A 25,468-nucleotide genomic window follows, 5' to 3' on the forward strand; every position below is an offset into this window, starting at 1 on the left:
GGGGTGGGTTCCGTCGCGGGGGGAGGTTGGTCCGGCTTCGCTTTGCCGAACAGCTTGTGCACGATGTCACCAAAAATACTCATTTCCGAAATCTCCGCGGTTGAATGACGAATGCGAGTGGGGGCGCTCGCAGGACATACCCCCACTATGCTACGCGATGTACCACGGTGAAAAACGTAATATTTTGTCAACCCATCGACTGCTCGTATTGGTCCGCGCGCAATGATCCTGACACGACTTAGCCCGCGTCACGTCAACATGACGCTGTGCGTGGTTGATGGAACGAGAAAAACATCATTGCGTCACGAGCCGCTGAACCAGTTGTATCCCTGGTTCTCCCAATAGCCGCCCGGATACTGGTTCGTGATTTCGATAGCGACGACATGCTTGGGATTCTTGAAGCCGAGCTTGGTCGGCACACGCAGCCTCATCGGGAAACCATACTTCGGCGGCAGCACGTCACCGTTGTAAGTCAGCGTGAGCAGCGTCTGCGGGTCGAGCGCCGTCGGCATGTCGATGCTCGTCCAGTAGTTGTAGTCCGCGCAATGAAGCGACACGTACTTTGCACGCGTGTCCGCGCCCGCGCGGCGCAGGAATTCGGAAAAGCGCACGCCGCCCCAGCGACCGATCGCGCTCCATCCTTCGACACAGATAAGACGCGTGATCTGGCTTTCCTGCGGCAGCGCGCGCAGTTCGTCGAGCGTCCACGTACGCTTGCCGTGCGCGAGGCCGCTGACCTGCAGACGGTAGGTCGCGGCATCGATCTCGGGCACCTCGTCGACGCCATAGAACGCATTGAACGGAAACGGCCGCGTGATCATCGATGCCGGATACGTGGGCGCCAGCTTGTTCGGATCGAACAGCAGTGCCTGCACGTCGTCGTTGAAGAACGAGATGCGGCGCAGCGCGGTATTCACCGCCTTGTCGTCGGTCAGATCGCAACCGGACAGCAGCGCGATGCCGCCTAACGTCAGCAGCCGCCGGCCGAACAACCGGCGCGCAGGCGATTTGAGTTCGCGCTGAGCATCGCGAATGATCGATTCGCCATGCGTCGCGAGGAAGGTGCCTTGTTGCGCGGTTCGTTTTCGGATCGTCATGATTTACCGTCCGCGTAGCATCAACAGCAGCGAGCGGGGCACGAGCGCAACCATCGCGACGTGAATGACGAAAAACGCCACCAGGACGCTCATACACATGAAGTGCACCACGCGCGCGTTGTCATATCCGCCCATCGGCGTGCGCAGCAGCGGGAACTGCACCGACTTCCAGATGGCGAGCCCGGACAACACGACCAGCAGGATGTCGGCGATCACGACGAGATAGGCGAGCTTTTGCACCGAGTTGTAGTGCGCGAGGTCGTCGTGTTTCAGGCGCCCGCTCAGCGCAGCGAGCAGATCGGCGACCAACTGTTTCGGCCGGACAGGTAGCAGCTTGCGTCGAAAGCGTCCGGTCGCCAGATTCAGCGCCAGATAGACGATGAAATTGGCGACCAGCAGCCACATCACTGCGAAATGCCATTGCAGCGCTCCAGCGAGCCAGCCGCCAAGCGTGATCGAAGGTGGAAACTCAATTGCGGGAAAGATCGGCGACGCGTCGTAGATCTGCCAGCCGCTCATTACCATCAGCACGACCGCGACAGCATTGATCCAGTGCGTAATGCGCACCCATCCGGGTTGAACCATGTTGTGCCTCAAGACCACTCCATGCTCGTTGACAATCATTCCGGTGCCGCGGGAGCCGTCAACGGGATGCCGTCGGCGCCGGTATGGGGCCGCAAGCAGGATCGGGCGACGAGTTACGTTGCGAGCGCCAGACTGGCATTGCGCCCGAAGCGGTAACGCGATCGATCGACGGTTATTCCGTCGTGTCTGAAATCTTTTCGTTCTTGCTATCGACTTTCAATGACGATGCACATCGCGCAGGAAGGCCGTCCCGCCGCATGGGAAACGCAGCATACGACATTCCTGACTACGGACGGACGCTGGCTCGAAGGTTGCAGCGCGGAACGGGTGTCGCAGCACCCTGAGCCGGGTAGCGCACAACGGTAATTGAGTACCAGCCGGTCTCGCGAGGCCGGCTCAGCCCGAAGCGGAATGGCCATAGCACGGTCATGCCGCTTTTTTCTTTTTGTGCCCTTTTTGCGCGGGGCAAATCCGCTACCAGCGCAGCGCATCCATGTTGATCGGAAAAGCGGGGCAGTCTCACTGCCGCTCTATGCGAGTTCATTCCCGCTTCATCTGTTCTGTTTATCAGGGTGTGCACCAGCAGGCGTTCGAAAAGCCCGCTTCGAAGGGCCGTGACTCTGGTTTGAACGCTTGTCCAGCGGGGCTTTGCGCGAATCGGACGGGCTTCGCCGATGCTATGCGGAACGCTGAGAATGCGGATACTCGCATCGACCCGATGGTTAACCCGCGCTTTGGCCCGCGAAGGACGAAACGTACCTTCACGCCAGTTATTTGAGTAAGCCGTGTAGGGGCCCATCGCCACGATGGTTACCGAGTCGACGTACTTTGCGAAGCTACCCGCTTCGAGCGCGCGATGAGACCAATGAAGGAGACAGGAGAGTTTTGATGACGAGTACTACCAGCGGCAACAGGATTGATATCAAGAAGTTCATCGACGAACGGTCGATTTCGCCCTACCAGTGGTTATTGGTCGTGCTGTGTTTTCTGATCGTGACCGCCGACGGCATGGACGTCGCGATCATGGGCTTCGTCGCGCCTTCCATCATTCATGACTGGGCGATTTCGCGCCCCGAATTCGGGCTCGTGATGAGCGCGGCGCCGCTCGGTCTCGTGATTGGCGCATTGTTCGCGGGTCCGGCATCGGACCGCATCGGCCGCAAGTGGGTGCTGATTACGTCGGTGTTTCTGTTCGGCGTGTTCACGATCGCGACTGCGTTCGCGCAATCGCCGTTTTCGATGGCAGCCTTGCGTCTGCTCAGCGGTGTCGGTCTCGGCGCCGCGATGCCGAACTCGACGACGCTGCTGTCCGAGTACGCACCGCAACGCAAGCGCGCGCTGCTGATCACCGTGATGTTCACGGGCTTCAATCTCGGCTCGGCATTGATCGGCTTCGCGGCCGGCTGGCTGATTCCGGTTCACGGCTGGCGCGCGGTGCTGATTCTCGGCGGCGCACTGCCGCTCGTGCTGATCCCGTTCCAGATCTGGCTGCTGCCTGAGTCGGCCCGTCTGCTCGCGGTGCGCGGCGCGCCCGCGCAGCGTATCGGCAAGGTGCTTGGCCGTGTGTGCGGCGTGCACTTCGCGGGCAATGAAGTGTTCGTGTCGAACGAACCGCCGCTGCCGACGCGCAAGCCGATCGGCGTGCTGTTCTCGCAAGGCTATGGCTCGATGACGATCGCGCTGTGGGTCACGTATTTCATGGGCCTGCTCGTCATCTATCTGCTGACCGGCTGGCTGCCGACGCTGATGAAGGATGCGGGTCTGTCGGTCACGACCGCGGCCAACGTCACGGCGATGTTCCAGATCGGCGGCACGATCGGCGCGATCCTCGTCGGCTGGCTCATGGACAAGGCGCGTCCGGCGCCGGTCATCAGCGCCGCCTATATCGGCGGCGCACTGTGCGTGCTCGGGCTCGGCTACATCGGCGCGCTGTCTTCGTCGCTTGCATTGCTGGTGTTTGCCGCGGGCTTCTGCATGAGCGGCGCGCAAACCGGTCTGAACGCATTTGCACCCGGCCGCTACCCGACCGTTGCGCGTGCGACTGGTGTGAGCTGGATGCTCGGCATGGGCCGCTTCGGCAGTATCTTCGGCTCGGCGATCGGCGGCGCGCTGCTCGGCTTCGGCTGGCAGTTCGGCGCGATCCTGGCGATGCTCGCGATCCCCGCCACACTCGCCGCTTTCGCCATCCTGGTGAGCCAGCGTGTGGGCGGCGCCGAAACGGTGGCGCAGCCGAATATCGCGCATTGAGGCGTGAGGCGTGAGGCGTGAGGCAACGCGGCGCGCGTGCGTTTCGCGGGCGCCGCTGGATAAATTCATCTACTGAGGAATCACGGTGATCATCGACATTCACGGACACTACACCACCGCGCCGAAAGCGTTGGAGACGTGGCGTAACCGCCAGATCGCAGGCATCAAGAGTCCTTCCGGGATGCCGAAGGGGTCGGAATTGCAGATCAGCGACGACGAGCTGCGCGAGTCGATCGAAAACAACCAGTTGAAACTGATGCGCGAGCGCGGCCTCGATCTGACGATCTTCAGTCCGCGCGCGAGCTTCATGGCGCACCACATCGGCGACTTCGAAATCTCGAGCACGTGGGCCGCGATCTGCAACGAACTGTGCTATCGCGTGAGCCGGCTGTTTGCCGAGAACTTCGTGCCGGCCGCGATGCTGCCGCAAAGTCCGGGTGTCGATCCGGCCACCTGTATTCCTGAGCTCGTCAAATGCGTCGAGCAGTACGGCAATGTCGCGATCAACCTGAATCCCGATCCGTCGGGCGGCCACTGGACCAGCCCGCCGTTGTCGGACCGTTCCTGGTACCCGATCTACGAGAAGATGGTCGAGTACGACATTCCCGCGATGATTCACGTGAGCACGAGTTGCAACGCGTGCTTCCACACCACCGGGTCGCACTACCTGAATGCGGATACCACCGCGTTCATGCAATGCCTGACCTCGGACCTGTTTCGCGATTTCCCGACGCTGCGTTTCGTGATTCCGCACGGCGGCGGTGCGGTGCCGTATCACTGGGGTCGTTTCCGCGGCCTCGCGCAGGAACTGAAAAAGCCCTTGCTGAAAGACCATCTGCTGAACAACGTGTTCTTCGACACCTGTGTCTATCATCAGCCGGGTATCGACCTGCTCACGCGCGTGATTCCCGTGGACAACATCCTGTTCGCGAGCGAAATGATCGGCGCGGTGCGCGGCGTCGATCCGCAAACCGGTCACTATTTCGACGACACGAAGCGCTACGTCGAAGCCGCGGATATGAATCCGGAGCAGCGCTACAAGATCTACGAAGGTAACGCGCGGCGCGTCTATCCGCGTCTCGACGCCTTGCTGAAAACGAAGGGGCTGTGATCATGGATGAAATCGGAGTCGTCTATCGCAACATCCAGCGCGCGGATGCGGAGGTGGCAGCGAAACTCGGCGCGCTCGGTTCGGCCACCGTGCATGAAGCGATGGGCCGCACGGGCCTGCTCCAACCGTATATGCGCCCGATCTATACCGGCGCGCGCGCGAGCGGCACGGCCGTCACGGTGCTGCTGCAACCGGGCGATAACTGGATGCTGCACGTCGCGGCCGAACAGATCCGGCCGGGCGACGTCGTCGTCGCGGGCGTCACCGCACAGAGCACCGACGGTTACTTCGGCGATCTGCTGGCCACGAGCTTCAAGGCGCGCGGCGCGCATGCGTTGATCATCGACGCCGGCGTGCGCGACGTCAGCGTGCTGAGCGAAATGAACTTCCCGGTCTGGAGCAAGGCGATTTCCGCGAAAGGCACGGTCAAGGCGACGCTCGGCTCGGTGAACATTCCGGTCGTGTGCGCGGGTGCGTTGGTCACACCGGGCGACGTCGTCGTTGCCGATGAGGACGGCGTGGTCGTGGTGCCGGCGGTCGCCGCGCAGGCCGTGCTCGACAAGGCTGCGGCGCGCGAGGCCAATGAAGCCGGGAAGCGCGCGAAACTCGCCGCTGGGGTGCTCGGTCTCGACATGTACAACATGCGCGGGCCGCTCGAGCAGGCCGGACTGCGCTACAAGGACTGACAGGCGTGGTCGCAATGATCAACGATCAAGCCACGCGCGCGCCGATCACCGGCATTTCGTCGATGGCCACGCGCCAGGTGCTGGCCGGACTCGCCCCGTTCTACGAGCGGCGCACGGGGCAGGGCGTCGCCATCGAATCGGTCGGCGGCGTCGATGCGGCGCGCCGGGTCGAGGATGGCGAAGTCTTCGACATCGTCGTGCTTGCCGCCGACGCGATCGAGCGGCTCGTGGTGACGGGTTGCGTCGAGGCGGCGAGCCGCGTCGGGCTCGCGCGCTCGGGCATCGCGGTCGCGGTCGCGGCCGGAGAAACGCACCCGGACATCGCGTCCGAAGCAGCGCTGCGCGACGCGATTCTCGGTGCGCGCAGTATCGGTTACTCGACGGGGCCGAGCGGCACGTATCTACTGAAGCTGTTCGAACGCTGGGGCATTGCCGGGCAGATCGCTTCGCGTATCGTGAAGGCGCCGCCGGGTGTGCCGGTCGGCACGCTCGTCGCGCGCGGAGAAGTCGCGCTCGGCTTTCAGCAGATGAGCGAATTGATTCACGTGGCGGGCATCGACGTGCTCGGCGAGCTTCCGGCCGCCACCCAGTCCACCACGACTTTCACCGCCGCGATCTGTACGATGGCGCGCCAGCGTGAAGCAGCCCAGGCGTTGCTGGCGTTTCTGGCCTCGCGCGAGGCCGACGGCACAAAGCTGCAAAACGGCATGTCGCCGGCTTGATGGCGGGCGGCGCTCGCCGCCCAGGCTTGTGTCCTTGCCTTTTCCGCCTCCATCTCTTTGCGCGAGCGCGTGCTCGGCGTCGAAACGCTGAAAGCGCTGACCGGCACGCCCGATCGGATGGAGGAGGCAAAACGCTACGAATGAAAGCGGATTCAAGCCAGCAGCTTGCCCCACTCGTAATCGATACTGTCCGGCGTGAAGGGCAGCACCCCCGCGCCGGGCGTAAATGTAAGTTCGCCGAAATAAACGAGGTCGTCCGGCGCATACAGGTCGACGCGCACATAGTCGAAGTCTTCGCACAGACGGGCCGCGACATCGAGCACGGCCTGTAGATGCGGCGGGCGCGGAGCGGGCAACGCGCTGCGCTTGTAGTCGCCGATTGCGATATCGAGGTGATTCCAGTCGGCGTCGTACACGTCGCCGTGCGTCGCGTCGCCGAATCGATCCGAGATCACGAGGATATAGATGATCGGCCCGCCAGGACGGCCGCCAAAGCAGTGCATTTTGAAATCCGCCGGAATCTGGCCGCGCCGATCGAGCAGCAACTGCTCGAAGAAAACGCGCGGCTCGATCGTCCGATAGTGCCGCTCGCGCCCAACGTAATAGAATTCGGTGCGCAACCATTGGTCGGCGAGCTTCTTCAGCTTCTCGAACGAGGTCTCTGATTTGTTTCTCACCACTTCGACGTAGCTGCTGCCGTGATTGGCTTTCATTACGAAAGCATCCGGCAGTGCGTCGAACACTTCGGGCGTGAATGCATCGGGCACTGCGATCAGCGGTATCAAATGCTTGTCGCCGATTTTCCGGGCAATATATTCCCGCACCAGAAGCTTGTCGGTCAGGTCGATATAGCGCGGATCAGGATGAAGATTGCGCTGCAGGATCTTCTCATTGAACGTCACCGGACGAATCAGGTTCGGATAGCGGCCAATGCATTTGTGATGTAACAGGCTTAGGAAAAGGGCGTCCGGCAATAGCGTTTTCGCCGCTTCCTTGATTTTTCTCGCGGTAGATGGCGATTGCCCGTGCGCCGCATGCGCACCGGTGTGCAAGCCCGGCTGCCCGCAGGGCGCGGCCAGAGCACTGTCGCCGGAGCGTAAGGAGGCCATGTTTTTCGGCGCGACGGCCGCATCCTGCGCGGCCAGTTCGGCGGATTTGATGATCGTCATGTTCTAATCCCTTTGCGGTCGAGTCGACAAGTCGTCCTCGGAGTAACGGGAATTGAAATCAAAGTGTCAGCGGCGCTTGCCGCAACATCTCGGTCGCGGCACTCCAGCTTTCCTCCGGCGTCAGCCAGCGTTCCTCCGCATCCACATGCTGTTGCGCGCGGAATTGCGTCGGCGACATGCCATAGCGCTCCTTGAATAGCCGCCCAAGCCGATTACCGTCGCCCATTCCGCAGCGGCGCGCAATCTTGTCGACCGGCAGATCGGTGTTCTTCAGCATCGAGCGAACGATCTCGAAGCGTGTGCGCAGCAGATATTCGAGCGGCGTCATGCCGAACTCGCATTTGAAGCGGCGCTGGAAATTGCGCTTGCTCATCGCCACCGATTCGGCCGCCTGCGCAACCGAAATAGCCTTGCTGTAGTTTTCCTTGATCCAGCGCGCCGATTCGCGAATCTTCTCCGTCGTCGTCGTGATGTTGACGTCGTCGAACTCGGAGCGGCTTTTCTCGGCGTAGCCGGTTTGCAGGATGCGGCCTATCTTGCGGGCAGTGTCGGTATTGATGTCGCGTTCGATCTGCGCGAGCGCGAGATCGGTCGGCGTCACATTGCTTTGCGTGCGCGCGGCGTCACCGCTGTCGTCGAACAGAAAAATCGGCACGATCGATTGCAGCGGATCGTTGCAGACGACCGCGAGATTCGCACCCTGTTGCATGCCGAAAGATGCAATCGATCCTTGCAGCGAGATCCACGACAGAAAGCGGTCGTTGGATTCCGCGACTTCGGTGACGTCGCGGCAGGCCACGAAGAGCGCGTGGAAATCAGCGAGGCAGTAGCGTTCGAGGCCTTGCGTCCAGATCGATATGCCGGACGAACTGGTCACCAGACCGCCGCCGTCGGATACCACGGTAAACCGGTATGGCGCCTCTTCGCCAGCCGTTCTCTTGAACTCATTGGCAAGCCGGAACGCGTCGCCGATCGCGCCGGTACTTGCCATCGAACAATCCTGAAAGACGAATAGACCAATGTGCTTCATGACGCGAGCTTCTCCAGTCAGGAAAATCTACGCATTGAGATTAGCGCATCGATTTGGGCGAGACGAGCTTGGCCGGCATGCGTGGGTGTTTTGGCGTAATCGTCAGGATTCAAGAAATTCTTACCTCGCTATTCGCAGAAATGCGTGCTACTAATTAACGTTGCACGGAATTTTTTTCCCGATCAATTAGCGCGATTCTTGCAAGCGAAATGCTGGGGCATCGGCGGAATGCGCCGAGTGGCTTGGATTCGGCGCGATTTGCGGGATAACAAGGGCATTCCTGACACTTGAGCCGTGCAATTGGCGTTCTGTCGCGATGTACGATGCCTGTCGTATTACTCTGTTACAGCAATTGCAGATCGCAACAAGCCTTTCCGGCTTCTGTTTCATTTGTAAAAGGCTCCGCATTATCGGCCAATAGCACCCTACTTTGGGCCGCCGGCGAATGCCTCGATCCTTTGCGGACTATGCTTCAGCGCAACATCGAGAGAGAAATTGTCAATCGCGGATTACGTGAATGGCGGGCTTCGCATTTGCTGATTCGTGAGAAGAACAATCGGCAATGCCGCGGTGGATAAGCAATAGGTGTGTAGCCTTCCGTGGTTCGAGAGGTCCCGAACACGCTCCCCGACCTAACCCGACACAGCACGTCGCTTCGCCGTGCTGCCAGCCAATCGAGGGTCTATCCGGCCGGCGGCATAAATAGCGACGTGGCGACGCAAAGCGATCGCCGATCGTTTTGTTTCATCAACCTGCAAGGATCAGACCGGTGGATTACTATCCGCAAAACTCGCTCTATCCCGCTGTTGATACCGAGCGTAGACAACTCAGTGCCCGCGCGATGCTCACGCTAATGCGCGACCACATCTGGGAGATCGTGGTGACGACCGTCGTCGTCCTCACGTTCGCGGTCGCTTATCTTCTGATTGCCACGCCTATCTATTCCGCTGACGTAATCATTCGCGTGGACCCACCCGAGCCAAATGCCCTCGGACTCGCGTTGCAGAACCAGGAACTGTTGCCGCCACCGACGCCGTCGTCGGTAACCGAAATGGCGGTCATGGAAAGCCGTGCAGTTTTGCAGCCGGTGATGGACCAGTTCCGTTTCGACATTTCGGTGAAGCCGCACAAGCTTCCGGTTCTCGGCGACATCGCCGAAAAATTCGCTACACCGGGACAGCCCGCGGCGCCGTGGCTCGGGCTGAAATCGTTTGCATGGGGCGGCGAGCGTGTGCAGATCGCCGCGCTCGACGTGCCGCGCGAACTCGAGGAAGAGAAGCTGACCTTGACCGCGCTCGACAATGGCGCCTTCGAATTGCACGGCCCGTCCGGCGAGTTGCTGGCGAGTGGCACGGTCGGCATGCCGCTCAAGCAGAACGGCGTGTCGATGCTCGTGAAGGAACTCGCTGCGCGGCCGGGCACGAAGTTCGAGGTGATCCGCTGGAATGAGCTCGATGCCATCAAGCGCTTCACCAGTCTCGTCAAGATTGGCGACAAGGTGAAAGACTCCGGGCTGATGCAAATCCAGTACCGCGACAAGAGTCCGGACAAAGCCGCGGCCGTCGCCAATGCATTGGGAGAGCAATACCTCGCATCCGCGGTGGCGAGCCGGCAAGCGAACGACACGCAGACGCTCGCGTTCATTAACGGCGAACTCCCGCGTCTACTCGGCGATCTGCGAAAAGCCGAGGAAGCGCTGAAGAACTTCCGCTCGAGCTCGCGATCGATGCAGCCGACCAACGAGGCGCAAGCCTATTTGCAGGGCGGCCTCGATCTCGACAAGCAGATCGCGGCGCTGCAATTGCAGCGCACGCAAATGCTCGAGCGCTATACGGAACAGAGCCGCTGGGTGCAGAACGTCGACGAGCAACTGGCGCAATTGAAAGATGCGAAAGCGAAATTCTCCGACCATTTCAACGGCATGCCCGCGTCGGAACGCGCGAGCGTCGATCTGATCCGCGCGCAGAAGGTCGCGGAAACGGTGTATCTCGGCATGGTGCAGAAGGCCGAGCAATTGCAGGTGCGCCGCGCCAGCACGACGGGCGGCGCGCATATTCTCGATCGCGCTATCAGACCGCATATGCCGGTCATGCCACAGCCGATTCTCGTGCTCGGCGGCGGATTGGTGCTCGGTATCGTGTCCGGCGTCGTGTTGGTCTTCATGCGCCGCCACGTGATGATCGGCGTGACCGACCCGCGCTACGTCGAGCGCCAGATGAGCGTGCCGGTGTTTGGCGAGATTCTGTTCAGCCATCAGCAACTGCTGCTCGACCGCGATGCGACCGCGGGGCGCAAATCGCTGCCGGCAACAGCCGGGCGCGCCCATCCGCCGATGCAGAAGAGTCTGCACGAGATTCAGTTCGATTCCGGCGTCCAGAACAGGATTCTCGCCGCGCGCTTTCCGCACGACACATCGGTCGAAGCGCTGCGCAGCGTACGGACCGCCGTCACGCGCGATCTCGCGCATGCACGCAACAACATCGTGATGATCATCGGGCCCACGCCATCGGCCGGCAAGAGCTTCGTCGCCGCGAATCTGGCGATCCTCCACGCTGAAATCGGCTCACGGGTGGTGCTGATCGATGCCGACATGCGACGCGGTCATCTCGCCTCGCTATTCAACGAGAGCAATCGTGGAGGCCTTTCCGAAGTACTGTCCGAACGCCTGCCGCTCCGCAATGCGCTGCGCTCGACCCGCATCGACGGATTGACGTTCCTGTCATGCGGCGTGCGCCCGGAGAACCCCGCCGCGCTGCTGATGAGGCCGCACCTGAAGGAAGTACTCGAGCGGCTGTCGAGCCAGTTCGATCTGGTGATCATCGATACGCCGCCTTTCCTCGCGGTCACCGACGCCTCGATCGTCGCGAACGAGGCGGGCGCATCTCTGCTCGTGCTGCGCTCGGGCATGCAAAGCGAGGAGGAGATCGCCGACACGATCAGAAAGGTGGAACGCGCGGAAGGGCGCATCGCGGGCGCGGTGTTCAACGGCATTCCGCTGCGTCGAAGCACGAAGAACTATGGCTACGAAACGAACTATGCCAGCGATTTCGGCGAAAGCGACGTCGGACAGCAAGCGCCGCGAGGCGCCTGAGCGTGTGGAGACCCCAACGCGGTAAAAGCGCGTTCGCGATGGCGTAAAACGGAGAACCAGATGGCCTTTGCAATCAACGGAAAGTTTACTTCTCAGTCCATCACGGGGGTTCAACGCGTTGCGTATGAGCTGACGCGGGCCATGCAGATGCGCGCCGCGCCCGGTGACGAACCGGAAGTGTTCGTGCCGCAAAACGCCGTCGAGCCGGGGGCGCTGCTCAAACCGCAACGGCGCTTTCCGTGGCTGCGCGGCACGCTGTGGGAGCAGATCACGCTGCCAATCGCCGCACGCGGCATCACGCTGCTGAGTCTGTGCAATACGAACCCGCTGTTCAAGCACAGTCAGGTCGTGATGGTTCACGACATGGCCGTCCTTGACATGCCGCAAGGCTTTTCGAGGAAATTCCGGCTCTGGTATCGCATCTGTTTCGCGCTCTTGCCGCGCACCCATCCGATCGTTCTGACGGTCTCGACGTTTTCGAAAATGCGTATCTGCCATCACCTGAAAATCGACGAATCGCGTGTGAAAGTGGTGGCGCCCGGCGCGGATCATTTCGACCGGATCGTTGCCGACCCATCGGTGCTGCAACGGCTCGAATTGAACAAGGACGCCTATTGCGTGATCGTCGGCAGTCTCGATCCGCGCAAGAATCTGCGCGGCGTGCTCGATGCGATCGTGCGGCTCGGGCATCTGCGCGACGTCAAATTCGTCATCGTGGGAAAACAGTATCCGCGCATCTTCAGCGGTGCAGGCGTCGAGCATCCTGTGCATTCGCGGCAGGTCGTGTGGGCAGGTTTCGTGTCGGACGCGGAGCTGAAGGCACTGTACGAGAGCGCTGGCTGCCTCGTGTTTCCGTCGCTGTACGAAGGTTTCGGCCTGCCGCCTCTGGAAGCGATGTATTGCGGCTGTCCGGTGATCGCGTCGGCGCGCACGTCGATACCGGAAGCATGCGGCGATGCCGCAATGTACTGCGACGCGACCTCCGCGGACGACATCGCCGCCAAGATCGCGCAGATGATGAGCGACGCCGATCTTCGCCAACGTTATCGCAGCGCGGGGCTGCTGCGTGCGCGCGAGTTTCGCTGGGAGCGCGCGGCGCAAACGGTGCTCGAAATCCTCGATGTCAAGACTGGCGAGCGGCTGCCCGAACTGACGCCGCGCGCGTCCGCGAGCTAGCGATGGGTGGGCACGAACATGGATCGCATGAAGACCCGTGCTGGCAGAAGACGTGCATTGCGCACACTCGCCGCGTTGGCGGCGGGTGCGGCCGCGCCGTTGTCGACTCTCCGGCCCGCTCTCGCAATGGTACCGGACCCGGCGCCCGCGAACGCGCGCGCCCGCATGATGACCGATCTGATCGGCACGAACGGCTGGGCCGGATCGGCCGCCGACATCGAGATGTGGCGAGCGATGGGCATTAGCTGGGGCCGTGACACGGTCGGCCCTGGTCAACCTGATCGGCCCGGCGAGGCGATGCGCATCGACAAAACGAGCTCGGCGTTCGATATCGATCTGCCGTCGGCACTGTTGCGAAACGAACGCGATGGAATCGGTTCGCTGTTGATGCTCGGCTATACGCCGAGATGGAATGCGACCGTGCCCGGCGACAGCAATTCGGCACCCGTCGACGTGGATGCGTGGAAGCAGTATGTCGACGCGGTGGTGCGCAAGTATTCGGCGCCGCCTTATAACCTGCGCTATTTCCAGGTCTGGAACGAGGCGGCCGGCAAGTTGTCCGGCGGCTTGCCTCAGTCCGTGTTCTGGCACGGCCCGGAGTTCAGCAAGGACGAAAGACGCTCGAAACCGTATGAGCGCGCGATGCAGGATTACGTGGAGCGGATTCATATTCCGGCGGCCCGCATCATTCGCAGTTATCGCGCGTATGTGGTGTATGGCGGCTGGCCGGACCAGGGCGGCCTCGATAACTTCCACCGCTGGCTCGAATATCGCAGTCCGGTCTTGAAAGAGCGCATGCTCGATTGGGTCGACTACATCGACACGCACTACTTGCCGGTTGCCGATATGGAATCGCTGTACCAGCGATATGTGAAGAACGGTCCCGCGCGCGGCATCTGGCAAACGGAGATCGGCAACGAGTACATGAAAGACCCGCACTATTTGCCGCGTTATTTCTTCGACTTCGCGGTGTGGGCGCTCGGCAGGAATTGGGACGACCCGAACAAGTACCTGTCGATGATCTATCACTGGGACGGCTATGAACCTTTTCGTCTCACGCATCCCGGTCCGCCTGAACGAACCTACAACGTTTCCGGTCGAAGCTTGGTCGTGTTGCATCAAACAGCGGGTGGGCATCTGGCGAATTTTTCGAAGCCGCTGCAATGCGGTCCGGGTGTTGCTGCCAATGCCTTGCTTTCCGGCAACGACCTCGTGATGCAGGTGAGCAGCAGCGCGGGCTGGCAGAACATTTCCATCGGCGGGCTGCAGCCGCTGCGCTCGCACGCGGTGCAGGTCGATTTCATCGATGCGCTGAGCGGCGAGGCGAGCGCACCGGACAAGGTTGCACTGAGTTGGGACAACGATTTGATGAACGTGCGATTCAAGGTACCCGACCAGGTGAACGGCGCTGGTAATAATCCGCCCAAACATCTGGCTTATCTCGTGGTGCGTCGTGTGACGCAGGCAGTGGCATAGCGATATTTCGCGAGCATGACGACCGCCGGGAGCCGGCGGATCGAACCTGACGGATAGCGTTGACACATCATGAAGCAGGTCACCATTGCGATTTGCAATTACAACTACGAGCACTATCTGGCCGCGGCGATCGACTCGGCGCTCGCGCAGGATTATCCGGCGACCACCGTCATGGTCGTCGACGATGGCTCGACCGACGGTTCGCGCGCGATCATCGAAAGCTATGGCGATCGCGTACTGACGTTGTGCAAGAAAAACGGCGGGCAAGTATCCGCCTACAACTACGCAATCGCGTCGCTCACCACCGAGTATGTGATCCTTCTCGATTCCGATGACGTGCTGTACCCATCCGCGGTTACCGAAGTCATGCGCTTTTTCGAGGGCGGCGAGTGGGCCAAGGTGCAATTCCGGCTCGACGTGATGGACAACGAAGGCGCATTGACGGGTGCCTACGTGCCGAATAGCGAGCCGCCACACGACTGCGGCAGGCTGCTGCGCGGCGGGTGGCTCTATCCGTCCCCGCCCGCGTCTGGCAATGCTTACCGGTTGAGCGCGCTCAAGCAGATCTTCCCGGTTCCCGAAGAGGGTGTGAATCGCTATGGCGCGGACTTTTATGCGATCTATGGCGTCGCGCTGGCTGGACCGATCGCTACCGTGTCGAAGTCGCTAGGCGGCTACCGGGTGCATAACGCGGGCAGTGAAACGGTGTCGTTCGCGAACTCGGAACAACTGACGAAAGCACCGCGCGCGTTCAACATGCGCTGGGCCATTCTGCGCAATATCGCCAAAGATCGGCTCGACATAGAACTACCGGCAACATTTCTCGACTTCTCACACGAGAAAGCGACATTCTGCTCTTCCGTTTATCGCGCGACCCTGTTCCGGCGTTGGCATTGGATGATCCTCGATTCGCGCAACTATCTGTACACGATCATTGCAAATCCGTTCTGGAGCCTGAAGAAGAAGCTCGGCACGCTCGTACTGTCGAGCCTGTGTCTCGTGCCTTATTCGCCGCTGTCGGATTTCGCGGTGCGTTATATCGCGAACCCGCTCGCGCGCCGTCGCGTCGCAGGACGCTGAGGCGAAGGAGGACGGCATGGATAGACGAACGAGCGCCAACCTGATCGTATTTGTTTACACCGGTTATTTCATGAGGTACGTGTACCTCCTGATCGTCGTGCCGTTCTATGGCCGGGTGCTCGGCGTGGCCGAATACGGCCGGGTACTCGCGTCGATGTCGCTGATGAACGTGATATGGATGCTCGTCGGCTTCGGCTTTACCTTCGTCGGCATGCGCGAGGTGGCGAAAGCGCAGTCGACCCAGGAATGCAATGCGATCTATTCGCTGCATGTCAGCGCGCGGCTGACACTCGCCGTGATCGGCGCGGGCATCGGCATCATTGCGACGTTCTGTTCACCGTTACTGTCGGAGCGGCCGCTGATCGGCCTGCTCGCGACCTTGCTAGGTATCGTGTCGGCATGCAATCTCGGCTGGCTGTTTCAGGGGCGGCAACACATTCGAACGCCGATCATGATCGAAGTGTTCGGCTTCGCGCTGAGTCTCGTGCTGGTGCTGACTCTCGTCAAAGGACCGAACGATGCCGTATGGGTGTTGGCGAGTCTGCTGATTGCGGGTATCGCGTCCTTGATCATTGCCTACGGTTTGACGACGTGGCAACTCGGCTGGCCGCGTCTGGCGTTTGCCGGCGTCCTGCCGCTCGTGCGCCGGTCGACGATGCTGTTCTGCTATTCGTCCGGCTCCGTCGTGCTGACGGCATCGTCGACGTATTTGCTGACCTTGTTCTCGACGCCGGCGGAGGTCGGCTATTTCGGCGCGGCGGAGCGTTTCGCGACGATCGGACTCAGCCTGATGGCCCCCGCGGCGCAAGTCTTTATTCCGACGATAACCCGGCAACTCGCGCAGGGCGACAAGGCGGGCGCGCATGTCACGACGCGGCGCGGCGCCATCTTGCTGCTCGGCTATGGCGTGCTCGTGCTGTGCGGCGCGTTGACGCTGTCGCCTTTCGTGTTGCCGCTGATTCTCGGCGCCGCGTTCGAGCCGAGCGTGCACGTGTTGCAGGTGTTTGCATGGATGTTCCCGTTCGCGGCTTTCAACGAGTTCGTCGCGCTCTATGTATTCGTGCCGCGCAGGAGAGACCGGGTGCTCGCGATGGCCGGCGTCGCCTCGGCGCTGGTCAATCTCACCGCGGCGCTCGTTCTCGCGCCGCGTTTCGGCGCGATTGGCATGGCCTCTGCTCGGGTGATCGGCGAAGCGGCGCTGTCGGTGACGCTGCTCAGCGTATTGATTCGCCTCGAGCTGGTCGGGCTGTTGCCCGGCGCCGAACGTGCGCTCGAGCGGGTGCGGGTGGTGTGCGGGCTTAGTACGCAGGCGGGCGGCGCAAAGGACGATTGAAGTGGCGCGTGGGTGTGTGGGAGTTTGGGTGGATTGTCACAGGAGGTCGAAGTGAAAGTCGCTATTGTTCACGATTGGCTCGTAGTGTCCGGCGGCGCCGAGAAAGTATTGAAGAACATCATCGAGTGCTTCCCGGATGCGGATGTCTTTTCGATTGTCGATTTTCTCGAAGACCGCGATTGCGTGAAGGGGAAGTCCGTCAACACGTCATTCATCCAGAAGATGCCGTTTGCGCGAAGACGATACCGGGCCTATCTACCGTTGATGCCGATTGCGATCGAGCAGGTGGATCTGTCAGGCTACGATCTCGTCATTTCGAGCTCGCACGCGGTCGCGAAAGGCGTGTTGACCGGGCCGAACCAGATGCATATCAGCTACATTCATTCGCCGATCCGCTATGCGTGGGATCTGCAACATCAGTACCTGCGTGAATCCCATCTCGACACAGGGCTGCGCTCCGCGTTGGCGCGCGTGCTGCTTCATTACATTCGAGGCTGGGATTCGCGCTCCGCGAACGGCGTCGATCATCTCGTCGCGAATTCTCAGTTCATTGCGCGGCGTATCAGAAAGGCCTATCAGCGCGAAGCGACCGTGATCTATCCGCCGGTCGATCTGGTGAACATGCCTATTGGTACGGAGAAAGAGGATTTCTACGTGACGGCGTCGCGGATGGTGCCTTATAAGCGTATCGATCTGATCGTTCAGGCCTTTTCGCAAACGCCTGAACGCAAGCTGGTCGTGATCGGCGACGGTCCCGAGATGAAGAAGATCAAAGCGGTGGCCGGCGACAACGTCCAGATTCTCGGGCATCAGCCGTCCGATGTGCTGGTCGATCATTTGCGGCGCGCGCGCGCGTTCGTGTTCGCGGCGGAAGAAGACTTCGGCATTTCGGTGGTCGAAGCGCAGGCATGCGGCACGCCGGTGATCGCCTTCGGCCGCGGTGGCGCGCTTGAATCGGTGGTGGGATTGCCGCTCGAGCGACCCACCGGGGTTTTCTTCGGTGAGCAAAGCACCGCGTCGTTGCTCGAAGCCGTTACCCGGTTCGAGAGTAACGCAGCCCTATTCGACGCACGCGTGTGCCGCAAGAATGCCGAGCGGTTTTCGTCGGAGAACTTCAAGAAGGCCCTGATGGGCTTCGTCGACGCGCGGCTCCCGTATGCGTGCGTCGAACAGTTTCTTCCCTATGCGCCGAGTCAGTCGCTGCCGGCCGAAGAACGTCATCTTGCCGACGTTACGCCCTGAGTCGGGCGCTGGGGCACGGGCTGTGCAGCTCGCGTGCCCACGTTGCCCGCCTTGCGCGCTCCGCGCGGGCCGGGGCTGAATGCGGTGGCCGCCAGCGGACGCGCGGCTAGCAGCAGCGAGATCACCAGAGAAAGAATCAATACATTCGACGGCGAAACGAGCCGATGCTCGGTTGCCGACATCACCAGCAGGCAAACCGACGAAATCTCGACGAAGCGGAACGCCGCGAACTGGCGGCCGCCCTCGACCAACGCGGCATACGCCGCCCCCTGCCTGCTCCACTCGATCAGTCTCCAGAAGAACGCGAGGATCAGCGTCAAGCCCACTACGCCGAGCTCGGCGAGGATATTCAGGTACGAGTTGTGAGCGTGCGAGTCGCTGTGCTCGATCACTATGTCGGACGGCACCGCGAACAGATGGAAGTACGAGGTGAGGCTGCCGATGTGGTCGTCGAAGGAGCCGAAGCCGAGACCGACGAGCGGGCTTTGCACGAAATACGCGAGCGCTCGCGGCCACAACCACTCGTAGCGAATGTCGAGGTTGTTGACCTTGGCGTCATTGGCGTGAATCGCGAACGTATAGCCCATGTAGTCGACGTTCGGCTGGGTATGGTAGATCGCGACGGCGACCGAGGCTAGCAGCAGCACGGCTATCAGCGTGCCGAGAATCCAGCGCTTGCGGCCAAAGTACAGATAGGGCAGAACGGCCGCCGCGCCAAGCAGCGAGCCACGGCTGTAGGTCGAAAACAGCATCAGCACATTGCAGGCGAGCAGCGCGATCAGCAGCTTGCTGCGTTTTTGCAGGTAGCACGCTATGCCGAGACAGAACAGCATCGCCAGGAAGCCGCCGGCTGCGTTGCGCGCAATGAAGTAGCTGCCGAAACTGTCGGCCGGATTAACGAAGATGCTGAACAGCCCGTTCGTGGCGATGTAGTAGACGTACATCGGCAGATTGATGATGACCGCGAAAATGAACAGCGCACGAAGTACCTTGTGCAGATCCCAGCGGTGCGCATACACGAAACCGGCAAAAATGGGCGCATAGGAAATGAAAAAATTGCCGTCGCGCCGATAAAAGTCGAAGTCGAGGAACGACTGCGGATCATAGAGCAGCGTCGAGACGGTCGCGAGCACCGTGAAAGCGGTAAGCGGCGCGATGAATGCGGGATAACTGCGGCCGTAAAAGCGCCATGCCAGCAATAGCAACGGGACAAAGCCGATCGCACTGATGGGCACGAAATTCGTGACCGTCAGGAAAAGTGCGAGCAGCGAAATATAGGCCATTGCAACTCCAGAAAAACGAATGGCGCGCCGGTTGGGGTTGTGCCCATGCGCTGGATGATGGCGAGATTGGAACAGCGGAAAACTCACAGTGTGGGCCGCGCGGGGATCACACCGCTGTTTATCTTTGACATGAATGCCACGGGACGTTCATCAAACGGTAGCACGTGTCGCTGCTTATTTCCAATCGCGCGCCCTGCAATAGAAGTGCAAGCTCGTTCGCAAGCTTGTTAAATCAAGTCCGCGAGCACCGCCAAAACTTCCGCGCTTCGCGCCAGATGGGCTGCGTCGCAATGCGGTCTAACTATGATGAATTCATCGGGGCACGATGTCGACTAGATCCGATGCAGGTCGTTTGCCGCATTCGATCTTTCGTTTCAATCGTTTTCCGGTCGTCGTTGTCGAGCAGACCATTGCGATTCGGCCAGTCAGTTTCCGTACTTCCCGATCGAGCCGGATTCGCTGTAGGCGCATGCATCTTTCACTGCGAACTGAACTACTGGTCTGGTCCGTTTGACGCGCACGCCCTGTCATGAATCACATCAGACGGTATTTGCGTGGATCGCGGCACACCGCGTTATGCGGTGTCCTCGAGGGAAACGCGTTCCCGAGCCGGTTTCAATGCGAAGGAGTGAGCGATGGGCAAGGTTACCGCGGCAGCAGCCGCAGCGGATGTCGAAACGATACGACAGGATTCTGCCGAGGCGGAGTTTCCGACGCTGGTGCAGGTGATTCTCGCCGGTGGTTCCGGCACCCGGTTGTGGCCGGTGTCGCGCGAACAGTTTCCAAAACAACTGATCGACGTGATCGGCAATCAGACTTTGCTGCAAGCAACCATGGGGCGCATGGCGGGTTTTGATGGCGCATGGAACGTCGCGGCCGATCCCGTGATCGTCTGCGGAACCGAGCATTATTTCGCCACTTACGAACAGGCGCGCGAGATCGGCGTGAACGCGCGGATCGTGGTCGAACCCGCGCGTCGCGATACGGCGCCGGCATTGACGCTTGCCGCGTTGACGGCATGCGCGGAAGACGAAGACGCCATTCTGGTCGCCATGCCCGCCGACCATGCGATCGCGAATCTCGGAGCGCTTCACCACGCGCTGGACATCGCCGCGAGGCATGCGCGCGACGGCGCGATCGTCACGCTAGGCGTACCGCCCGAACGGCCCGACACGGGCTTCGGTTATATCCGGCTCGGCGACGCGTTGCCAGACGGCGCGCGCCGCATCGAGCGCTTCGTCGAGAAGCCCGCGACGGAACTCGCGGCCCAGTACGTCGCGTCGGGCAATTACTGGTGGAATAGCGGCATCTTCGTCGTGCGAGCGTCGGTTTGGCTCTCCATCATCGAGCAGTTTCAGCCGGACATGCACGCGGCCTGCGTTCAGGCATACCGCGACGCGAAGAAGACTGAAGAATGCATCATGCCGGACGCCGAGGGGTTTCTGGGTTCGCCGTCCGACTCGATCGACTATGCGGTGATGGAACAGCTTGGCAAACCGGAGTCGGCGTTTTCCGGCGTGGTGGTGCCGCTCGAAGCAGGCTGGTCCGATCTCGGCTCGTGGGATGCCGTATGGCAAGCGATGGAGAAGGACGACTGCGGTAACGCGGCCAGCGGCCGCGTGGTGTTCGAAGGGGCCACCGCGACCTACGCACGCTCGCAAGGAGGCAGGCTTCTCGCCTGCGTCGGCACCAGCAACATGATCGTGATCGAAACCGACGACGCGGTGCTCGTCGCGGATCGCTCGCATGTGCAGGACATCAAGGGACTCGTGTCGCGGATCAGGGCCGAGAAGTCGCCGGAGGCCGATGCGCACAGAAAAGTGCGCCGCCCGTGGGGCTTTTACGACTCGATCGATCATGGCGAGCGCTTTCAGGTGAAGCGCATCGTCGTGATGCCCGGCGGCCGTCTGTCGTTGCAGATGCATCATCATCGCGCCGAGCATTGGGTCGTGGTGTGTGGAACCGCACACGTCACGCGTGGGGAAGAGCAGTTTCTTCTTGGCGAAAACGAATCGACCTATATCCCGTTGGGTGTTCGCCATCGGCTCGAAAATCCGGGCCGCGTGCCGCTGCAGATCATCGAGGTGCAGTCGGGTACTTATCTCGGCGAAGACGACATCGTTCGTTTCGACGACAAGTACGGGCGTTGCGGCTGATGCGACGGAGTCGACCTGCTACGTCCTATGAGGGGGCTGTGATGCGATTGCTGACTGGTCTACTGGCGAGAGCGTTCGACGTCGCGATGATCGTGGCTGGGGCATTTGCGGCCTCCCAGATCCGCTTCGACGGCGGCTCGCAGCGGAGCTTTTATTTCGCCTTCGTCGCTTTTGCCGCGGCGTTCGCTCTCGCGGTCTTTCCGGCGCTCGGCGTCTACGAATCGTGGCGTGGCCGCTCGAAGAGAGTGCTGGCGAGCCAGGTGGCGCTCGGCTGGCTCGTCGTGCAGGCCTGCGCGATGGTGCTGATGTTCTCGCTGCACCGGATCGATTTCGTGTCGCGACTCTGGTTCGTGTACTGGACCGGTATTTCGGGCGCGGCAATGATGGCCGGCCGACTGGTCACGCATGCGTTGCTTGGGCGCATGCGTCATGCGGGGATGAACTTGCAGCAGGTCGCGGTGGCGGCGTGCGGCGAACATTGCGACGAGATCATCCATAAGATCGAGGCGTCGCCCGCGGCCGGCTTTCGCGCGAATGCGCTGTATAACCTGCACCCCGGCTGCTGCATTGCGCCGCGCTCGTCGGTGCAGGTCTTCGAAGAACAGGGTGCGTTCGCTCGCTACGTGCGCGAACAGCAGATCGGCGAAGTGTGGCTGGCGCTGCCGCTCACCGAGGAGCGCGCGATTCTCAAGCTGGTGGCGGAGTTTCGCAACGACCTGATCAATGTGCGCTTCATGCCCGACGTGCGCTCGCTTGCGCTGTTCGAAGGCAGCATGACCGAGTTGCTCGGCTTGCCGACGATCAATCTTGCCGCGTCGCCGCTGCCGCCGAAGGCGTTGGTGCAAAAAGACCTGTTCGATCGTCTATTCGCGCTCGTCGCGTTGATCGCGATCTCGCCGATTCTGCTGAGCTGCGCGATCGCCGTCAAACTGAGTTCGCGCGGGCCGGTGTTCTTCACGCAGCGTCGCAAAGGCGCCGACGGCCGCGTGTTTACGATCTACAAGTTCCGCACGATGCGCCTGCACGAGCAGAAGCCGGGCATTCTCGAACAGGCCACGCGCGACGATCCACGCATCACGGCCGTCGGCGCGTTCCTGCGCCGCACGAGTCTCGACGAACTACCGCAGTTCTTCAACGTGCTGCGCGGCGATATGTCGGTGGTGGGGCCGCGCCCGCATGCGCTCGAACACGACGATCTCTATCAGAACATCGTATCGGGCTATATTCACCGTTATCGGATCAAACCCGGCATTACCGGCTGGGCGCAGATCAACGGCTATCGCGGCGAAACCGATCGCCTGGAAAAGATGGAGGGCCGCGTCGCACACGATCTGTACTACCTGCGCAACTGGTCGTTCTGGCTCGACATGAAGATCATTCTGGCCACGATTTTCAAGGGGCTTCATCATCCAAACGCGTACTGAGCATGATGCTATCCGGGGTTGAAAACATAGTAAGACGATCTGCGAAGCGGGTCTCGCTTTATCGCTTTCACCACGATCACGAATTGCAGGCGAGAAAAATATTGGAGCGACTCGAAAGCAGGTATGGCAAGACCGATCCGAACAAACTGCGGCTCGCGGACACCTATGCGCGAGACGTGTTCGGCGACCCGGTCTACGCACCCTGGCTGCGCGTTTATACCGCGTTTTGCGGCACCTTCAAGGAAGGCTGGATTCCGGACAACTACTACGGCATCGTCGTCGTGCCGCAAATGCAAGGCTGGTACGGCAAGATTTCGAGCCTCAAGCCGATTTCACGGCTGATCTTCGACGGCGACGAATTGCCGGACGTCGCGTACTTTGCCAATGGGCTGTTCTTTACCGACAAAGGCGTCGTGGTGCCCGAGCGCGATCTGACAGATGTCGTGTTCGAGCGTACCGAACGCGTCGTATTCAAGCTCGACGGTTCCGGACAGGGCAACGGTGTCTACTTCTTCGACCGTGCCAACTTCGACCCCGCGATCATCAGGTCGCTCGGCAATGGCGTGGTTCAGACGTTCATCAACCAGCACAGTCTGTTCGCTACGTTTGCTGCGAAGCCGGTGGCGACATTGCGCTTCACGACCGTGGTGGACGAGGCCGGTCGCATTTCCATTCGGGCCTGCTACTTGCGACTCGGCAGAGCGGACGATACGCATGTGCTGAGCGATCGCGAGATATGCGTGCCGGTCGAACTCGAAACGGGCGAACTGTGCGACGAGGGGTATATGAGCGACTGGGCCGCGGTGGACGCGCATCCAGACTCGGGCGCGCGCTTTGCGGGCCTGAAGATCCCCTGTTTCGAGAAATGCGTGGCCACCGTGCTACGCCTGCACAGGAAGATTCCGTTTGCGCGCTGCATCGGCTGGGATCTCACGGTCGACGCGAACGGCCAGGTCAAGGTGATGGAGTGGAACGGCAAGCACAACGACGTCAAATTCAGCGAGGCGACGCAAGGCCCGTGCTTCGCGGATCTGAACTGGGAACGGCTGAGGGCCGAACCTGAGTTTGCACGGCTGTCACTGGGCTGATCGGGCAGGCCAAAAAAACGTAGTAGGAGACGCGACGTGAGCGAACAGTTATGGTGCGTCCATATCGAAGGACTGAACGACTTCATTGCCGTGGATTCGGAGGAATCGGCGCGGTACGAGGCGTCGCAGATCAATGCGTATATCGATCGCGCCGACAGAAGCTCGCGCGCCGCCCGCTTGCGCGCGGTGGTGGTCGAATGGCCGTATGGCGCGGACGCTCACGCAAGAGCGCTCGATGACGACTGGCACGATCTGCAACGTATGCCGCACAGACAGCAGGCCGTCGCGCGGTCCGGCGGCGCGTTGTCGAATCTGGCGCGACGCGTTAGAGAACTGCTGAGCGTCGCGCGCACGGGGAAGGACGATGCGTGAAGCGCGGCTATGGCAAACCGCGTTATGCGGGCAGTGGCACGTCCTCGATCAGATCAGCATTTACCGCGCGAATCCTGCGATCGACAAAATAACCGCCGCCTTCGACATGGCGCATGTACAGTCGCCCGCAGATCGAGCACTGCCATACGCCGCAGCGGTTGTACGGGAAATAGCGCGGCGCGACCGGCGCATCGGCCGACCAGTAGCTCGTCTTATCTGGCAGATATTCGCTGAAGGTCGGCTCGGGATCATCCTCCGGCACCAGTGTGCCGGTCTTCTCGAACAGCGTTTCGTCGAGCGACAGCGGTTGCGATTGCCAGCCGTCGAGGGGAGTGCCCGTGCATTCGCAAGGCGCGGCGGCGCGTTGTTGCACCGGGCGCCGCCGCGCCGCCGCGCGCGCGAGATCGAGAAGGCTTGCAGCGTTCAGGTAGTGCGCCATGTGGCTGGTGGCAAGGCGCTCATAAGCTGTTCATCATCCGGGTCGCGCTGCACGTTGACCCAGCCGCGCTCGAACGTGCTGCTGGCAATCGACGCGAGTGGGGAGGCGTTCGGGCCTGCCGGTTTGGTGTTGCGCCGGTCTGCTAACCCTGTCATGTGCCCGCTCACCCGCTTTCCTATGTGTGACCGGGCCATCCTCAACCATCACCCGGACCGCGTATGACCAAAGCTACCAGGCAACAGCCTTCTTCCCGCCCCCCCCGTAGATGCGCTTCAGTATGAACGTCTCGCGCTGGCTGCCTTCCATCTTTGCGAACGGCAGGGACAGCAACTTCAACATCTGATTACGCTTGCGACTTCATTGGTCAGGAATCCTTCTGTAACGCCTGAGGAAAGACACGATCAGCGGAATCTGCTTGAGGTCATGATCCATATCGGCGAGGACTACAGGCGCATGAACAATTGCGATCATGAACTGTTCACGGATCTGGCGCTCGACGCCAAGGGTATTCCGAACCGTCGTCTTACTCCCCGCGTATCCGTCAGCGTAACCCGTCAGAAGTGGAAATTTAGTACGAGACCAACAACGCCGCGAGAGATCAGGACGAGGTGAGCGAGATCCCGCTGCGACAGTGCGACGGCTCTCTGGATGTCAGAACGCG

General features: G+C 61.1%; 21 protein-coding genes. 15 read left to right on the top strand and 6 right to left on the bottom strand.

The annotated features are described in order from the left end of the window. Nucleotides 1–302 precede the first annotated feature (302 nt). On the bottom strand, nt 303–1,097 hold the full coding sequence (locus F6X40_RS37800; RefSeq protein ID WP_187631385.1) for a molybdopterin-dependent oxidoreductase: 795 nt from the start codon (nt 1,095–1,097) through the stop codon (nt 303–305). A gap of 3 nt (nt 1,098–1,100) precedes the next feature. Next, a complete protein-coding gene (locus tag F6X40_RS37805) occupies nt 1,101–1,682 on the bottom strand; it encodes a cytochrome b/b6 domain-containing protein (RefSeq protein WP_187631386.1) in 582 nt (193 codons plus the stop codon). Between the two features lie 219 nt (nt 1,683–1,901). Here F6X40_RS37805 and F6X40_RS37810 point away from each other — a divergent pair, with 219 nt between their 5' ends. The 5 genes from F6X40_RS37810 (at nt 1,902) to F6X40_RS37830 (ending at nt 6,448) form a co-directional block, all read left to right on the top strand. Beyond that, nucleotides 1,902–2,048 (top strand): hypothetical protein, encoded by a 147-nt coding sequence (locus tag F6X40_RS37810; protein WP_187631387.1) that lies wholly within the window; start codon nt 1,902–1,904, stop codon nt 2,046–2,048. Between the two features lie 522 nt (nt 2,049–2,570). Then, nucleotides 2,571–3,929: an MFS transporter gene (locus F6X40_RS37815; RefSeq protein WP_187631388.1), complete on the top strand. Its 1,359-nt coding sequence runs from the start codon at nt 2,571–2,573 to the stop codon at nt 3,927–3,929. Between the two features lie 85 nt (nt 3,930–4,014). Continuing rightward, nucleotides 4,015–5,040: an amidohydrolase family protein gene (locus F6X40_RS37820; protein WP_187631389.1), complete on the top strand. Its 1,026-nt coding sequence runs from the start codon at nt 4,015–4,017 to the stop codon at nt 5,038–5,040. A 2-nt stretch (nt 5,041–5,042) separates the two neighbouring features. After that, nucleotides 5,043–5,726, top strand: a complete 684-nt coding sequence (gene ligK / locus F6X40_RS37825) for a 4-carboxy-4-hydroxy-2-oxoadipate aldolase/oxaloacetate decarboxylase (RefSeq protein ID WP_187631390.1) — start codon at nt 5,043–5,045, stop codon at nt 5,724–5,726. A 14-nt stretch (nt 5,727–5,740) separates the two neighbouring features. After that, a complete protein-coding gene (locus F6X40_RS37830) occupies nt 5,741–6,448 on the top strand; it encodes a substrate-binding domain-containing protein (protein WP_222946274.1) in 708 nt (235 codons plus the stop codon). A gap of 152 nt (nt 6,449–6,600) precedes the next feature. On the opposite strand, the gene F6X40_RS37835 is transcribed toward F6X40_RS37830, so the two are convergent. Together F6X40_RS37835 and F6X40_RS37840 are read right to left on the bottom strand one after the other, a co-directional pair. Next, nucleotides 6,601–7,617: an ATP-grasp fold amidoligase family protein gene (locus F6X40_RS37835; protein ID WP_187631392.1), complete on the bottom strand. Its 1,017-nt coding sequence runs from the start codon at nt 7,615–7,617 to the stop codon at nt 6,601–6,603. A gap of 58 nt (nt 7,618–7,675) precedes the next feature. Next, a complete protein-coding gene (locus F6X40_RS37840; RefSeq protein ID WP_184064849.1) occupies nt 7,676–8,608 on the bottom strand; it encodes a GlxA family transcriptional regulator in 933 nt (310 codons plus the stop codon). An 808-nt stretch (nt 8,609–9,416) separates the two neighbouring features. Between F6X40_RS37840 and F6X40_RS37845 the strand changes: the two genes are divergently transcribed. The 6 genes from F6X40_RS37845 (at nt 9,417) to F6X40_RS37870 (ending at nt 18,045) form a co-directional block, all read left to right on the top strand. After that, nucleotides 9,417–11,738: a polysaccharide biosynthesis tyrosine autokinase gene (locus tag F6X40_RS37845; protein WP_184064852.1), complete on the top strand. Its 2,322-nt coding sequence runs from the start codon at nt 9,417–9,419 to the stop codon at nt 11,736–11,738. A gap of 60 nt (nt 11,739–11,798) precedes the next feature. Beyond that, nucleotides 11,799–12,914, top strand: coding sequence for a glycosyltransferase family 4 protein (locus tag F6X40_RS37850; protein WP_187631393.1), 1,116 nt, complete (start codon nt 11,799–11,801; stop codon nt 12,912–12,914). A gap of 18 nt (nt 12,915–12,932) precedes the next feature. After that, nucleotides 12,933–14,390: a hypothetical protein gene (locus tag F6X40_RS37855; protein WP_187631394.1), complete on the top strand. Its 1,458-nt coding sequence runs from the start codon at nt 12,933–12,935 to the stop codon at nt 14,388–14,390. A 69-nt stretch (nt 14,391–14,459) separates the two neighbouring features. Next, a complete protein-coding gene (locus F6X40_RS37860; RefSeq protein ID WP_187631395.1) occupies nt 14,460–15,470 on the top strand; it encodes a glycosyltransferase family 2 protein in 1,011 nt (336 codons plus the stop codon). 16 nt (nt 15,471–15,486) lie between these two features. Continuing rightward, complete coding sequence (locus F6X40_RS37865; RefSeq protein WP_187631396.1) at nt 15,487–16,803, top strand: lipopolysaccharide biosynthesis protein; 1,317 nt, start codon at nt 15,487–15,489, stop codon at nt 16,801–16,803. A gap of 51 nt (nt 16,804–16,854) precedes the next feature. Beyond that, a complete protein-coding gene (locus tag F6X40_RS37870) occupies nt 16,855–18,045 on the top strand; it encodes a glycosyltransferase family 4 protein (protein ID WP_184064868.1) in 1,191 nt (396 codons plus the stop codon). Here the strand turns inward: F6X40_RS37870 and F6X40_RS37875 are convergent. After that, nucleotides 18,021–19,328: an O-antigen ligase family protein gene (locus tag F6X40_RS37875; protein WP_187631397.1), complete on the bottom strand. Its 1,308-nt coding sequence runs from the start codon at nt 19,326–19,328 to the stop codon at nt 18,021–18,023. The two genes, F6X40_RS37870 and F6X40_RS37875, sit on opposite strands and share 25 nt — an antisense overlap. 635 nt (nt 19,329–19,963) lie before the next feature. On the opposite strand from F6X40_RS37875, the gene F6X40_RS37880 reads away from it, so the two are divergent. From F6X40_RS37880 to F6X40_RS37895, 4 genes are read left to right on the top strand one after another with little or no spacing between them, the layout of a single operon-like run. Further along, nucleotides 19,964–21,484, top strand: a complete 1,521-nt coding sequence (locus tag F6X40_RS37880; RefSeq protein ID WP_187631398.1) for a mannose-1-phosphate guanylyltransferase/mannose-6-phosphate isomerase — start codon at nt 19,964–19,966, stop codon at nt 21,482–21,484. Nucleotides 21,485–21,525: 41 nt separating this feature from the next. Beyond that, nucleotides 21,526–22,908, top strand: a complete 1,383-nt coding sequence (locus F6X40_RS37885) for an undecaprenyl-phosphate glucose phosphotransferase (RefSeq protein WP_187631399.1) — start codon at nt 21,526–21,528, stop codon at nt 22,906–22,908. 2 nt (nt 22,909–22,910) lie between these two features. Further along, nucleotides 22,911–23,996, top strand: coding sequence for a sugar-transfer associated ATP-grasp domain-containing protein (locus F6X40_RS37890; RefSeq protein WP_187631400.1), 1,086 nt, complete (start codon nt 22,911–22,913; stop codon nt 23,994–23,996). A 36-nt stretch (nt 23,997–24,032) separates the two neighbouring features. Beyond that, nucleotides 24,033–24,368 carry a hypothetical protein gene (locus tag F6X40_RS37895; protein ID WP_184064884.1) on the top strand — a complete coding sequence of 112 codons (336 nt, stop codon included), beginning with the start codon at nt 24,033–24,035 and terminating at the stop codon, nt 24,366–24,368. Nucleotides 24,369–24,390: 22 nt separating this feature from the next. On the opposite strand, the gene F6X40_RS37900 is transcribed toward F6X40_RS37895, so the two are convergent. Further along, on the bottom strand, nt 24,391–24,807 hold the full coding sequence (locus F6X40_RS37900) for a hypothetical protein (RefSeq protein WP_187631401.1): 417 nt from the start codon (nt 24,805–24,807) through the stop codon (nt 24,391–24,393). Between the last annotated feature and the right edge of the window lie 661 nt (nt 24,808–25,468).

It is taken from the genome of Paraburkholderia sp. UCT31 (genome assembly GCF_014397655.1).
GTDB classification, from domain to species: Bacteria; Pseudomonadota; Gammaproteobacteria; order Burkholderiales; family Burkholderiaceae; genus Paraburkholderia; species Paraburkholderia tuberum.